Annotated in this window: 10 protein-coding genes; 4 read left to right on the top strand and 6 right to left on the bottom strand. The window is 63.2% G+C overall.

The features are described 5' to 3' along the window. Positions 1-183 precede the first annotated feature (183 nt). The gene (uxuA, locus tag BBI10_RS17090; RefSeq protein ID WP_065990383.1) at positions 184-1227 is read left to right on the top strand and encodes a mannonate dehydratase; all 1044 of its coding nucleotides are present in this window, start codon (positions 184-186) and stop codon (positions 1225-1227) included. A 43-nt stretch (positions 1228-1270) separates the two neighbouring features. Here the strand turns inward: uxuA and BBI10_RS17085 are convergent, their stop codons facing one another. The 3 genes from BBI10_RS17085 to BBI10_RS17075 form a co-directional block, all read right to left on the bottom strand. Then, complete coding sequence (locus BBI10_RS17085; RefSeq protein WP_065990381.1) at positions 1271-1978, bottom strand: FadR/GntR family transcriptional regulator; 708 nt, start codon at positions 1976-1978, stop codon at positions 1271-1273. 356 nt (positions 1979-2334) lie between these two features. Then, positions 2335-3465, bottom strand: coding sequence for a D-mannonate oxidoreductase (locus BBI10_RS17080; RefSeq protein ID WP_065990380.1), 1131 nt, complete (start codon positions 3463-3465; stop codon positions 2335-2337). Positions 3466-3476: 11 nt separating this feature from the next. Then, a complete protein-coding gene (locus BBI10_RS17075; RefSeq protein ID WP_065990378.1) occupies positions 3477-4487 on the bottom strand; it encodes a zinc-binding alcohol dehydrogenase family protein in 1011 nt (336 codons plus the stop codon). Between the two features lie 301 nt (positions 4488-4788). Here BBI10_RS17075 and BBI10_RS17070 point away from each other — a divergent pair, with 301 nt between their 5' ends. Continuing rightward, positions 4789-5190: a hypothetical protein gene (locus tag BBI10_RS17070; RefSeq protein WP_083233153.1), complete on the top strand. Its 402-nt coding sequence runs from the start codon at positions 4789-4791 to the stop codon at positions 5188-5190. 45 nt (positions 5191-5235) lie between these two features. Here the strand turns inward: BBI10_RS17070 and BBI10_RS17065 are convergent, their stop codons facing one another. After that, positions 5236-6087, bottom strand: coding sequence for an urea carboxylase-associated family protein (locus BBI10_RS17065; protein WP_065990374.1), 852 nt, complete (start codon positions 6085-6087; stop codon positions 5236-5238). 215 nt (positions 6088-6302) lie between these two features. Here BBI10_RS17065 and BBI10_RS17060 point away from each other — a divergent pair, with 215 nt between their 5' ends. Both BBI10_RS17060 and iolG read left to right on the top strand, forming a co-directional pair. Next, complete coding sequence (locus BBI10_RS17060; RefSeq protein ID WP_065990372.1) at positions 6303-7328, top strand: LacI family DNA-binding transcriptional regulator; 1026 nt, start codon at positions 6303-6305, stop codon at positions 7326-7328. Positions 7329-7386: 58 nt separating this feature from the next. Next, positions 7387-8385 carry an inositol 2-dehydrogenase gene (iolG, locus tag BBI10_RS17055; protein WP_065990369.1) on the top strand — a complete coding sequence of 333 codons (999 nt, stop codon included), beginning with the start codon at positions 7387-7389 and terminating at the stop codon, positions 8383-8385. Between the two features lie 56 nt (positions 8386-8441). Here iolG and BBI10_RS17050 read toward each other — a convergent pair whose 3' ends face one another. Both BBI10_RS17050 and BBI10_RS17045 read right to left on the bottom strand, forming a co-directional pair. Further along, positions 8442-11543, bottom strand: coding sequence for an error-prone DNA polymerase (locus tag BBI10_RS17050; RefSeq protein ID WP_065990367.1), 3102 nt, complete (start codon positions 11541-11543; stop codon positions 8442-8444). Beyond that, positions 11540-12967 (bottom strand): Y-family DNA polymerase, encoded by a 1428-nt coding sequence (locus tag BBI10_RS17045; RefSeq protein WP_065990365.1) that lies wholly within the window; start codon positions 12965-12967, stop codon positions 11540-11542. The genes BBI10_RS17050 and BBI10_RS17045 overlap by 4 nt, the downstream gene beginning before the upstream one ends. Position 12968 lies beyond the last annotated feature (1 nt).

Here is a 12968-nt window from a genome sequence, read left to right as displayed (position 1 = left end):
GACCCGGAAACCAGGTTATGGAAATTGAAAAGGCGATTTATTTGCGGTTTTGTGGCTGGACGGTCGGTATTTGCATAATTTGGCCTGACCAATCTATCCTGCTGCGCAAGCCACCTCGGGCCGCTGGCGGCGAGGCACTGGCGGTCTTGAGCGGACTGCCCCCATAACAACAAGGACTGCGCAATGAAGATGACCTTCCGTTGGTACGGCGACAGCGATCCCGTCACCCTGCCCTACATCCGCCAGATCCCCGGCATGACCGGCGTGGTCTCGGCCATCTACGACATCCCGGTGGGCGAGGTCTGGCCGCTGGACAAGATCGCCGCCCTCAAAGCCACGGTGAATGCCCACGGCCTGGAGCTGGAGGTCATCGAGAGCGTGCCGGTCCACGAAGACATCAAGCGTGGCCTACCTTCCCGCGATCAACTGATCGACAATTACGGCCAGACCTTGCGCAACCTGGCGGCCTGCGGGATCAAGGTGGTCTGCTACAACTTCATGCCGGTGTTCGACTGGACCCGCTCGACCCTGGCCATGGAACTGCCCGACGGTTCGACCACCCTGGCGTTCGACGTGGCGGTGATCGAGCAGGCGAACCTGGACAACGGCATCAGCCTGCCTGGCTGGGACGTCAGCTATGAGCCGGAGGTCCTGCGCGCGTTGATCAACGAATACGCCCAGGTCGACGAAGCCACCCTGCGCGAACGGCTGGCGTACTTTCTGGAGCGCATCATCCCGGTTGCAAAAGACGCCGGCATCAAGATGGCCCTGCACCCGGACGACCCGCCGCGCTCGATGTTCGGCATGCCGCGGGTGGTGAAGAATCGCGAAGACCTGGCGCACATTTTGGCCATGGTCGATGACCCGGCTAACGGGTTGACCCTGTGTTCAGGCTCCCTCGGCGCCGATCTGGGCAATGACATACCCTCGCTGGTGCGGGAATTCGGCGGTCAGGGGCGCATTCACTTCGCCCATCTGCGCAATGTGAAGGTCAACGAAGCCGGTGATTTTTTTGAGACCGCACACCGCTCGGAAGACGGCTCGCTGGACATGGCCGAGATCGTCAAGGCTTACGTCGAGACCGGCTTCGAGGGCTATTACCGCCCCGACCACGGACGGATGATCTGGGGCGAAACCGGCAAGCCGGGCTACGGCCTGTACGACCGGGCGCTGGGTGCGGTGTACCTGAATGGCTTGTGGGAAGGGATCCGCAAAACGATGGCGTGAGGCTGAGGATTTTTGAACAGCACCGCCTTGCGGCGGGCGCCTGTTAACGCAGCTCCGCATCCATGCCATCGAGCCAGCGCGCTTCGGAGCGGCGCAGGTGTTCGCGCATGGCGGTCTGGGCGCCAATCAGGTCGCGGGTCTGGACGGCGTGCAGAATGGCTTCGTGTTCGGCCACGGCCATGGCCCAGGTTTCGGTGGTTTCGGAGTGTTCGCTGACATGGGCGGTCAGCGGGCTGTACCGCTCTTCGAACAATGAGGTGATGATGCGCACCAGGGTCGAGTTGCCGCTCATTTTCGCCAGCCGCTGATGGAACTTGCGGTCGTCATCCAGCGCCGGCACGCCTTTGAGCGCCCCCTCGCGCATCTTGTCGATGCAACCCTGCAGGTAGCGAAAATCAGCCTTGCTGCCGTGCAGACAGGCCAGCATCACGCTCTCACCTTCGATCAGTGCTCTGGCCTGCATCAGCTCGGACGGGCTCTCGCCCAGCGTGCGGGTTTTGCCTTTGACCCCAAGCAGGTGCTCACAGACGTAGATGCCGGAACCCATGCGGATTTCGACGCTGCCTTCGATTTCCAGGGCGATCAGGGCTTCGCGAAGGGATGGCCGGGAGACGCCGAGCAACTGCGCCAGATCGCGCTCGGGAGGCAGGCGCGCGCCAGGGGCGATGCCATGCTTGCGAATGTGCTCGCGCAATCGGTCGGCGGTGATCTGGTACAGGCGGCGTTCGGGTGCGGGGCTTGGCGCGGTCATCAATCACGTTCCATCAGGATGCGCCGGAGGATATCACAGGCGTCGGGGCGCCTTGTGGCGGGACCATGGACGCGGTCATCACTGGATGCACGCGATCTTTTAGTTTGATTGTTCCCACGCTCCGCGTGGGAACACATCCCCTGACGCTCTGCGTCACAGGAGGGGACGCGGAGCGTCCCGGGCGGCATTCCCACGCGGAGCGTGGGGACGATCATCAGTGGATGCATCCTATTTAGTAGGACCGGCTTTAGCCGGGAAGAGGCCAGTGCGTTCACCCTCGATTTTGCGGTGTGCTAATTGACGCCTTCCCGGCTAAAGCCGGTCCCGCTATTTAGTGCGCGGTGTGTCAGGCGGGATCAGTCCGGCAACGCGCCCTCGAGCTTCGGCTGCTCCAATCCCACAATCCCCCGTCCCATTTCAACCACCGGCAAGAACCTGCGGCGTTTCTTCTCTTCGTGGTTTTGCGCGATGTCGGCAATCCGGTGCTGCAAGAACGGGTTGAGAAAACGGTCGCGGACGCTTGCCAGATAGTTGTGCGCCTGATCCCCTTGGCCCTTCGCCGCAAACACGGGCAGCACCTCCCGCTCCCACAGATCCTCCAGGCTCCCGCGTAGCAGCGGGTCGTTCATGGCCTCAAACACCGTCTCGCCCTCAGGCCGGCCATCTTTCGACCAACGTTCGGCCAGCCAGGTGTGCCCCAAATTCAGCATGAACAGCTTGAACTGCTCGTACTGCTCCAGCTCATCCGTCACCACCATACAAGGATGCCTACACGGCACCACCAGCCCAGGCTGACGCTCAATCGCCCAGATCGCGTACGGCTCGGCAATGGCGCCTACCGGCTGGATGGGCTGCGAGACGATGCGATCCACCAGGGAATTCGCCCAGCGGCAGGTGTCGCGCAGGTAGTGCGCAAACCCGGCGTCGATGCCCCACGCCACCGCCAGTTGAATGATCAGGTCGCGCAGCACATCGCCATTGCGTGACACCAGCTCACAGGGAAACAGCGACAGCGGCGCATCAGGATTCTCCAGCCAGCGGTCATGGAGCAACACCAGCAGTTTCGCCGGAAAACTCCGGGGCGTCGGCGCATCGGCGGCCAGGCAAGACGCCGTGTCCGCCGCCTCCAGCACATAGCCTTTGTCGCCAGTGTTGGAGATCACCACCTGCACGTCGTGCCGAATCGCCTGACGAATCACCGGCCAGTCAGGGCCGGCTTGCAGTGCGCCGGCAATGGAAGTGGACCAAAACTCCTCGTTCACCGTGCGACCGTTTTCTGCGCCCTGAATGCGCACCGGATAACCCGTGCCACCGGCCAGCGCCTGCACCCGCTGCGCGCTGTCGGCGCTGCCAGTGGTTTGCACGACGGTGATTCTGCCCAGCGCTTCGCCCTTCTCCAGGGCCTGGGAAATGAACAGATCGGCATGGGCCTGAAGAAAACGGCTGGTGCCGAACTGCAGGATGGGGGTGAACGGGGTTGCCTGCATGCCCGCGCCTCCTAGCATTCGACGATGGCTTTGACGACCCGCTGCGCAGGGTCGAGCAGCGTAGTGAAGCGCTCGGTCACTTCGCTCAGGGCCATGCGGTGGGTATTGAGCGCGGCGTCCGGGATCAAGCCGTCGCGCAGGCACTGCTCGACGTAGCGGAAGTCTTCGACGGTGGCGTTGCGACTGCCCATGAGCGTCGCTTCGCGCTTGTGAAATTCAGGGTCGGAGAAGCTGATGGTGTCGCGGACGATGGACACCAGCACGTATTTGCCGCCGTGGGCGATGAATTCGAAACCGCGCTCCATGGCCTTGGCGTTGCCGGTGGCGTCGTACACCACATCGAAGAATTCGCCCTCGGTCAGTTGCTCCAGTTGCTGCTTATCGTCTTCGCCAATCAGCACGGCCGAGTCAATCTGCAGGTGCTGCTTGCAGAACGTAAGCCGGTCCTCGCGGGTGTCGAGCACGGTGACTTTCGCGCCCCGCAGACGGGAGAAAATTGCCACCGCCATGCCAATCGGGCCGGTGCCGACCACCAGCGCGCGCTGGCCGGCTTGCACGTCCGAACGACGCACCGCATGGGCGCCAATGGACAGAAATTCGATCATGGCCGCCTGATCCAGCGTGACCCCATCGGCCTTGAGCACGAAGCCGTGGGGCAGGCTCAGGTATTCGGTGAATGCGCCGTCGCGATGGACGCCCAGCACTTGAATCCGCACGCAGCAATTGGTCTTGCCCTGGCGGCAGGCAATGCAGTCGCCACAGGACAAGTACGGCATCACATAGACCACGTCGCCCGGCTCAAGCCCGCTGCCCGCCTCGGTTTGCTCGACAATGCCGGAAAATTCGTGGCCCATGACCCGGGGGTATTCGAGGAACGGCTGGTTGCCGTTGAAGATATGCAGATCTGTGCCACAGACCCCGACCCGCTTGATGCGGACCAGCGTCTCGCCGGGTGCCCGTTCGGGTTTCGGACGGTCAAGGGCCAGCAGGGAGCCGGGTTTTTCGCAGACGACGGTGAGCATCTTCTCTCTCCAGACCAGGCACGCCGGCATCGCTGAAACGGCCAGAGCCGCAGGTTACCGGGCAGTGATCTTGTTGTTGTGAGGTGGCGGATGGATTCTGGAAGCGCGGGCCGCAGGTGCAGTGGCTGCAGCCATGACAAGCGCGGCGCTGCAGGAAAAAATGACACAGCCGCCTGACCATTGGCAAGACCAATTAATCTATTTAGGTATTGGCCTTACCAAATCAGCCATTTGAGTTTTCAGCGCGATCACCAGCGCTACGGCTGTAAATCCCAACAGCCCATGGTTATGATCGGAGCCCATGACTTCCCCATTGCCGATCCGCTCACCCTGCCCGCCCGGCGCCTGTAAATGCGACCGCGACCGACTGTTGGAGCTGGAGGGCGCGGACGTGCGCATCCTTCGCCTGACCCGTCAGGAAGAGAAACGTCTGCTTGAGCGTCTGGAAAATATCGCCACGCTGGAAGATCTGCAGCGCCTGCAAACGCGGATGTTCGACCAGTTGGGCATCCGCCTGGACATTGGCCCCGGCTTCAATGAAGTGCGCAGCATGCGCGGCATGGTCATCGACATCGCCGAACTGCCCGGCATGTGCCGCAAAACCCGCGCCGCCATCCCCGCCGCCATCCGCCGCGGCCTGGAAAAGAATCCCGAAATCGCCTGGCGCCTGCTCGACGCCCACGACTTGTTTCGGGATGCGTGAATGCGGTGAGGACCTGGTATTAGAAATACCAGACTCAGCGCGGCCTTACTCCTCCCAGTCCGCCTTGTCGATCTTCAACCCGTGCAAGCCGTTGTAGGCCGCTCGTTTTGGCTGCTCCCAACCTTGCAGCAACGCCGCATCAATGTCGTAGATTTCTACACCCAGCGGCCGGCAAACGGTCAGCGGGTCCTGGGCATCCGGGCCCCACATCGGCAGGGAAAGGTCGCCGCCGGGACACGTCGACAGCGCGCAGAGCAGGTCGATTTCGGCGAAGAATTCCAGGTAATCCCCCTGTTTGGCCGGGCACGCTTTCATGAAGTACAGGTCGTCGTGATTCAAGCCGGTGCACTGGAAGATATTCAGCACGTCGTGCACGTCGAATTCAGTCAGGCCATGGGGCAACACGGCGCGGGTCAGATTCGAATGGCAGTGGTGGTGAAAGTCTTCGCCGGTGAGCATCTTGTTCACGTAGGGATCGCAGCGGGTGCCGAGCAGGTCATGCAGCCGACCGCCGTGCTCGTCGATGCCGTAACTGGCGAGGCTGTCGTCGGTGATGGTGATCATCGGCCGCAGGAACGGCAGGTTCGACCACAACCGGTCGTGGGTCGTGACATGGGCGCCCTGCAATTGCCGGGTGCGCGCCGCCCACAGGCGCTCGCGGGGGTCATCGGCGCTCCAGACGTTGAAGTCGCCCACTTGCGGGCCCACCGGGGTGGTAACGCGGAACACCTGACCGGCCTTGACCTTCCACGCTCGCCCGGTGCGGATCGGCACTTCGAACTGCTCGACCAAGGTGCGACTGTCCTGCGCCTCGCGGATGTGTTGGTAAAACGCCGTGTCGACTTGCAGCGCCGAGCCTTTGCTGACCTGATAAGCAGCGGGATAGTCTTTGAACATGGGTGCTCCTGGCGAATGATGGGGTCGGACGCACTGAGCACAGCACACCCCGTGCCAAATGCATTGAGTCGTTGAACACGCAAAACCACGACGTTTATTTGGAATTTAATTTCCATCTGTACAAGCAATAGAACTGCGATTAGCATTGCGACAGCCTCACCGAGGCCCCGAATCGACCTCAACAAGACCTCATCGAGAGGCTTCAGGGGATTCACATGCTCGACCGCGCCAGACGTTTTTCCATCAAGCAGATCGCGACTCAAGCCGGCGTGAGCAAGGCGACGGTCGATCGCGTCCTGCATCAGCGCGGCAGCGTGCATTACCAGACCCACCGCCGCATCCATCAAGCCCTCGAAGAACTCGAAGCCCAGGAAAAGTCCGGGCCTGCGGTGGGCCGCACCTTTCATATCGACGTCATCCTGCACACGCCCAAGCGTTTCAGCGATGCCGTGCAAGAGGCGGTTCTCGCCCAGCTCGGCAGTCTGGCGCCGTTTCGTATCTTTCCGCGCTTTCACCTCCATCAGGCCATCGGCCCGCAGCAGATGCACGACCTGATTCTGCGTTGCGTCGGCAAAGGCAGTCAGGGCCTGATCATCAAGGCCGCGGACGAGTTGCCGATCAACGAAGCGGTGAATCAGGCGACGGCGGCGGGTGTGCCGGTGGTGACGTTTGTTTCCGACCTGCCCCAGAGTGAGCGCATCGGTTACATCGGCATGGACAATCGCACGGCCGGGCAAACGGCGGCGTATCTGATGTCGCGCTGGCTGGCCGACGAAGCGCAAGACGTGGCCGTGGTGATCAGCAGCGAGCTGTTTCGTGGCGAGGAAGAGCGCGAGATGGGTTTTCGCACCTGGCTGCGCAGCCGTGCCGCCCATCTGCGCGTCGTTGACGTCACCGGAGGGTTCGGCGTGCATGAGCCGACCTTTGAAAAAGTGACCCGGGCGCTGCAGGACAATCCGTCGATCAAAGCCATTTATAGCGTCGGCGGCGGTAACCGCGCCATCGTCGAAGCCTTCGCCGCCCTGGACCGCCCCCTGGAGGTGTTCATCGGCCACGACCTCGATCAGGAAAACCGGCAACTGCTGGCGGAAGAAAAGATTGCCGCGATCATCGATCACAACCTGCACGTGGATGCCCGCAATGCGTTTCTGCACATCCTGCAGTTCCATCGCCTGTGGAAGGCGGTGCCGATTCCCGTGTCCCACGTGCAGGTCGTCACGCCGTTCAACCTGACGCACTGATGTGCAGCCGCACCCGTTACGCCGATCACCCCATAACAACAATCCCGGAGATCCACCCATGCTACGCATTGCTGTCCTCGGCGCAGGCCGTATCGCCAACATCCACGCGGCCAACGTGGCCGCCAATCCCGACGTGAAACTGGTGCTGATCGCTGACCCATGGCGCGAAGGCGTCGACGCCCTGGCCGGCAAGCTGGGTTGCGCCGCGGCCTACGATTGCGCCGAGGCCATTGCCCGGGACGATGTGGACGCGATTGTCATCGGCACGCCGACCGACACCCACATCGACCTGATGCTGCGGGCGGTGAAACTGGGCAAACCGGTGCTGTGCGAGAAACCCATTGACCTGGATTTCGCCAAAGCCGCCCGCGCAGTGGAAGAGATCGAGCGCCTGAACGGCAAGGTGATGCTTGGGTTCAACCGCCGTTTTGACCCGGACACCCTGCAGATGCGCAAAGCCATTGCCCGTGGGGACGTCGGTGAGGTCCGCCAGGTGGTGATCACCAGCCGTGATCCGGGGCTGGCGCCGGTGGAATACCTGACCCACTCCGGCGGCATCTTCCGCGACATGACCATCCATGATTTCGACACCGCACGGACGTTGCTCGGCGAAGAACCCATCGAAGTCATCGCCATCGCCAGCCGCCTCGTGGAGCCCGCACTGGCGCAGATCGACGACTACGACAGCGTGATGGTGCTGCTGCGCACCGCCTCCGGTAAACAGTGCCACATCAACTGCTGCCGCGAGGCCGTGTACGGCTATGACCAGCGCCTGGAAGTGTTCGGCTCCAAGGGCATGATCCTCAACGACAACCATCGCCCGAGCACCGTGCGCAGCTACAGCGCCACGCAGACCGAAGTGCGCGAGCCGCTGGAGAACTTCTTCCTCGAGCGCTACGCCGCTTCCTACCGCATCGAGCTGAACCAGTTCATTGACGCGGTGCGCGGCAACCAGACCCTGCCGACCAACGCCCGGGATGGCTTGAGAGCGCTGCATCTGGCCAACTGCGCCATCGAGTCGATCAAGACCGGGCGAGCGGTGAAAGTGGACATGTGAATCCTGCGGTGCCCATCGCCCGTACTTGGGTGCGGGCATGATGAACGCCCGGCGGATCACTTGAAATCGCGACTGCGCACGTCGAGCCCGGTGAGCATCGGCGTGAGGTCGAACAATCGCTGGGCGATGACGTGGCGTACGCCCTTCTGGAATTCGAACTTGCCGAACACCTGCATCAATTGTGACCCCACCAGCACCTTGCGTTGACGCTCGGCCAGATCACGCCAGACCACGACGTTGATCATGCCGTGTTCGTCTTCCAGGGTCACGAAGGTCACGCCGCTGGCGGTGCCGGGCCGTTGTCGACCGACGACAAGCCCGGCGACGCTGAAGCTGCGGCCGTGTTCTTCATCCAGCAAATCCTTTGAACTGCGAAAACGCTTCGCCGCCAGCTTATGGCGCAGCAGGGCCAGCGGGTGCGGGCCGAGTGTGGTGCCGAGGGTGTCGTAATCGGCAGCAAGGTCCTGGGCGACACTGGGCAGCGGCAGCGCGACCTGGGCCTCTTCGGGGAAACAGTCGTCGCCGAACAACGGACGCTGCATCTCAACGCCGGCGATCTCCCAGCGCGCCCGGTGCCGATGCCCCACCAGCCCCCGCAGCGCACCGGAATCGGCCAGTGCAGCACGGCCCCGATTGTCCAGTTCGGCGCGGATGCACAGGTCGGCCACGTCCTTGAAAGCACGTATGCCGCGCGCCTGTTCGATGCGCCTGGCGTCCTCCTCGCGAAAGCCGCGAATCATGCGCAGACCCATGCGGATCGCCAGGTTCTGGTTGTATTCCCGCCCGGCCACCGGTTCCAGTGAACAGTCCCAGTCGCTGTATCGCACGTCCACCGGGTGCACGTCGATCTGGTGGCGCCGGGCGTCTTGCAGCAATTGATCCGGGCTGTAAAAGCCCATGGGCCAGCTGTTGATCAGCGCGCAGGTAAAGGCCGCCGGCTCGTGGCATTTGAGCCAGCAACTGGCGTAGGTCAGCAAGGCGAAACTGGCGGCGTGGGATTCCGGGAAGCCGTAACTGCCGAAGCCCTTGATCTGCTCGAAAATCCGCTGGATGAACTCGTCGGGGTAGCCCTTTTCCTTCATGCGCTCGCTGAGGCGAATGCGATGGGGCTCGAGACCGCCATGGCGTTTCCAGGCCGCCATGGAACGGCGCAGTTGGTCCGCCTCGCCGGGCGAGTAATCCGCGGCGACGATCGCCAGTTGCATGACCTGCTCTTGAAACAGTGGCACGCCCAACGTGCGCTCGAACACCGCTTTCAGTTCTTCGGACGGGTACGTCACGGCCTCTTCGCCGTTCTTGCGGCGCAAGTACGGATGCACCATGCCGCCCTGAATGGGCCCGGGCCGGACGATGGCCACCTCGATCACCAGATCGTAGAAGGTGTTGGGCTTCAGGCGCGGGAGCATGGACATCTGCGCCCGGGACTCGATCTGGAACACGCCGATGGTGTCCGCGCGGGTGATCATGTCGTAGGTCGGTTTGTCCTCGGCGGGGATGGTCGCGAGGGTCAGGTCGTAACCGCGGTAACCCCTGACCAGGTCGAAGGTCCGGCGCAGTGCGCTGAGCATGCCCAACGCCAGAATATCGACCTTGAGCAGGCCCACCAGATCGAGGTCATCCTTGTCCCACTGAATGATGGTGCGGTCCGCCATGGCGGCGTTTTCCACGGGCACCAGGGTTTCCAGCGGATGCTCGGAAATCACAAAACCGCCGGGGTGCTGGGACAGATGCCGGGGGAAGCCGATCAGTTCGCCGGTCAACGTCAGCACCCGGCGCAGAATCGGGCTGTCAGGCTCGAAACCGCATTCCCGGAGCCGTTCGGCGGGCGGCATGTTGTCGCTCCAGCGGCTGAAACAATCGGCCAACGCATTGATCTGGTCGGGCGGCAAGCCTAGGACCCGCGCCACATCCCGGACGGCCCCCGCACCGTGGTAGGTACTGGCAACGGCGGTGAGCGCCGCCCTGCCCCGGCCGTATCGACGGAACACGTATTGCAGCACTTCCTCGCGCCGTTCGTGCTCGAAATCGACGTCGATGTCCGGGGGCTCGTCGCGTTCTTCGGAGATGAAACGCTCGAACAGCAGGTTGCTTTTTGACGGGTCCAGCTCGGTGATGCCCAGGGCGAAACACACCGTGGAGTTAGCCGCCGAGCCACGGCCCTGGCAGAGGATGTGCTGACCGCGGGCGAAGCTGACGATGTCGTGCACCGTGAGGAAGTAACTCTCGTACCGCTTGGCCGCGATGACCTTCAGCTCTTTTTCGATGTTGCTGCGGGCGACCTCCGGCACGCCCTGAGGCCAGCGCCGACTAGCGCCCTGCTCGGTCAGGTGCCGCAACCAGCTGCTGGGGGACTGGTCAGGCGGCACCAGTTCATGGGGGTATTCGTAGCGCAATTCACTGAGGTCGAAGGTGCAGCGCCGGGCGATATTCACGGTTTCAATCAGCAGGCTCGCCGGGTAAACCTCGCTCAGTGACGACAACGGCCGCAGATGCCGCTCGCCATTGGCAAACAGTCGATGCCCCGCCTCCGCCACGGTGGTGTGGTGGCGGATGGCGCTCATGGTGTCCTGCAACGCCCGACGACCGCGGGCGTGCATGTGCACGTCTCCACTGGCGACGGCAGGAATCGCCATGGCACGCGCCATACCGAGCAAGGTATTGAGGCGCTTTCGGTCATCCGGACCGCAATGCAGTTCGACGCTCAGCCACAGATTCTGCTGAAAGATCCCCCGCAGCCATTCGCCTTGCTCCCGTCGGGTCGGGATGTCCTGATCAAGATCCGGCAGCCACAAGGCCAGAAGCCCTGGAACCGGCTGCTGAAAGTCCTCGTGCAGCAGCCGGTATTCGCCTTTCTTGCTGCGGCGCCGCCCTTGGGTGATCAAGCGACACAAGGCCTGGTAGCCGGCGAGATTCTCCACCAGCAAGACGATTTTCGGCCCGTTCTCGATGGTGATTTCGCTGCCTATGATCAGTGGCAGCTCACATTCCTTTGCGGCCTGCCACCCACGCACGATGCCCGCCAGGGTGCATTCATCGGTGATCGCCAGCGCTTGATACCCATGCAGCTTTGCCCGCTCGAACAGCTCCTTAGCACTCGACGCCCCGCGCTGAAAGCTGAAATTCGACAGGCAATGCAGCTCGGCGTATCCCCCGCTCATGCGAACCAGCCGTGCAGCAACAGACTGCTGTCGCCGACGCTGCGGTACGCCCAGCCGCGCTGGCCGTTGCGGGTTTCGACGAGGTAATAGTCGCGGCGTACATCGCCGCCGTCCCACCAGCCCGACTCGATGCGCTCCGGCCCCGCCAGCACACGCAGGCCGGGCTCGGTCAGTAACTCGGGCTCCGGCAATAGCCAGCCGGGGCGCGGTACTTTGTGGAGCAGCGCCGGCGGTTTGCCCGGGCACGCGGGCAACGAAGCACACTCGGGGCGATGGTCGGCTTGAAAGCCCAGACCGGCGACCGCTTCGTCCCCAAGCCGTGCGCGCAGGCGCTCGCGAAGCTGCTCCCACGGCATGGTCTGCTGCGGACGGTCGTCGAACAGCTCGCGGTGGGTCGGCACGAACGCCGGCAGATCCTTGGCCTGCAATCGCAACGCGCGGACCGGAGACGGCACTTCAATTTGTTCCAGACGACCCCGTGCCAGCTCGAACAGCATGTTGGCTTCGCGCTCGGCACTGAGCAGGCCGACGGGAATCTGCGTATCCGGCGCAACGCTGCCGACGCTTGGCACATGCTCCAGATGAATCACGAAACGTTGCACGCCGCTGTCGCGCCCGGCCAGAAACACCGCCAGATCGGCAATCATGCGCTTGAGCGGGAACAGCAGCGCCTGATGGGATTCGACGTCGAAGTTGAGCTCGATGCGGGTATCGAAACGGTCAGGCGGCACATAACACTCCAGCCCCATGGGCCTGCGCCCGAACAGCGTATCGAGGTGTTGCAGCACGGCCGCCGGAAAACGCCGGGCCAGGGTGTCACGGGGCAAGCCATGAACCTGGCGCACGCGATGCAGGCCCATGCGCGCCAGTGCAGTGGCGACTTCGGCTGGCAGGCCGATGCGGTTGACCGGCATCTGTGCCAGCACCTCCTGCAGCGTGTCGGCATCGGTCACGGCCAGACCGTCATGGGCGTTGGCGAGCATGCGGGCCGCCAGCGGATTGGGCGCCGCGACGATGCGATGGGTGAAGCCCAGCTCGGTCAGCTCCTGACGCAGTCGCGCCTCGAACACCGGCCACGGACCGAACAGGCCGAAGCTGGATTCCACCTCCATCAACAGCACGCGCGGGTACTTGAGGCTGACATGGGAACTGAAACGGTAGGCCCAGGCCGCCAGCAAACGGTGCCAGCGCTCGGTTTCGTCCGGGTCGTATTGGACGGTGGCGAATTCCCGGGTCATGGCGTGGGCTGCGGTCAGAGACTGGCCGGCACGCAAGCCCATCGCGCGGGCGGCCGGGTTGACCGTCTGCAGCACACGGCGCTGGGCCGTGCCACTGATCAGCGCCAGCGGTTCTTCAGGGTTTTCGCGACGGCGCATGACGCCGTCCAGCGCCAGCTGCGGCAGGAGGACACAGGCCCAGAGCATG

The sequence above is a fragment of the Pseudomonas graminis genome (assembly GCF_001705435.1).
Classification (GTDB): Bacteria; Pseudomonadota; Gammaproteobacteria; order Pseudomonadales; family Pseudomonadaceae; genus Aquipseudomonas; species Aquipseudomonas graminis_B.
This window is presented reverse-complemented; position numbering and strand designations above follow the sequence as displayed.

Coding starts and splice junctions, on each gene's coding strand:
- BBI10_RS17080 (WP_065990380.1), bottom strand. CDS start 3,465: ATGCAGGCAACCCCGTTCACCCCCATCCTGCAGTTCGGCACCAGCCGT.
- iolG (WP_065990369.1), top strand. CDS start 7,387: ATGCTACGCATTGCTGTCCTCGGCGCAGGCCGTATCGCCAACATCCAC.
- BBI10_RS17075 (WP_065990378.1), bottom strand. CDS start 4,487: ATGCTCACCGTCGTCTGCGAAAAACCCGGCTCCCTGCTGGCCCTTGAC.
- BBI10_RS17060 (WP_065990372.1), top strand. CDS start 6,303: ATGCTCGACCGCGCCAGACGTTTTTCCATCAAGCAGATCGCGACTCAA.
- uxuA (WP_065990383.1), top strand. CDS start 184: ATGAAGATGACCTTCCGTTGGTACGGCGACAGCGATCCCGTCACCCTG.
- BBI10_RS17050 (WP_065990367.1), bottom strand. CDS start 11,543: ATGAGCGGGGGATACGCCGAGCTGCATTGCCTGTCGAATTTCAGCTTT.
- BBI10_RS17065 (WP_065990374.1), bottom strand. CDS start 6,087: ATGTTCAAAGACTATCCCGCTGCTTATCAGGTCAGCAAAGGCTCGGCG.
- BBI10_RS17085 (WP_065990381.1), bottom strand. CDS start 1,978: ATGACCGCGCCAAGCCCCGCACCCGAACGCCGCCTGTACCAGATCACC.
- BBI10_RS17045 (WP_065990365.1), bottom strand. CDS start 12,967: ATGCTCTGGGCCTGTGTCCTCCTGCCGCAGCTGGCGCTGGACGGCGTC.
- BBI10_RS17070 (WP_083233153.1), top strand. CDS start 4,789: ATGACTTCCCCATTGCCGATCCGCTCACCCTGCCCGCCCGGCGCCTGT.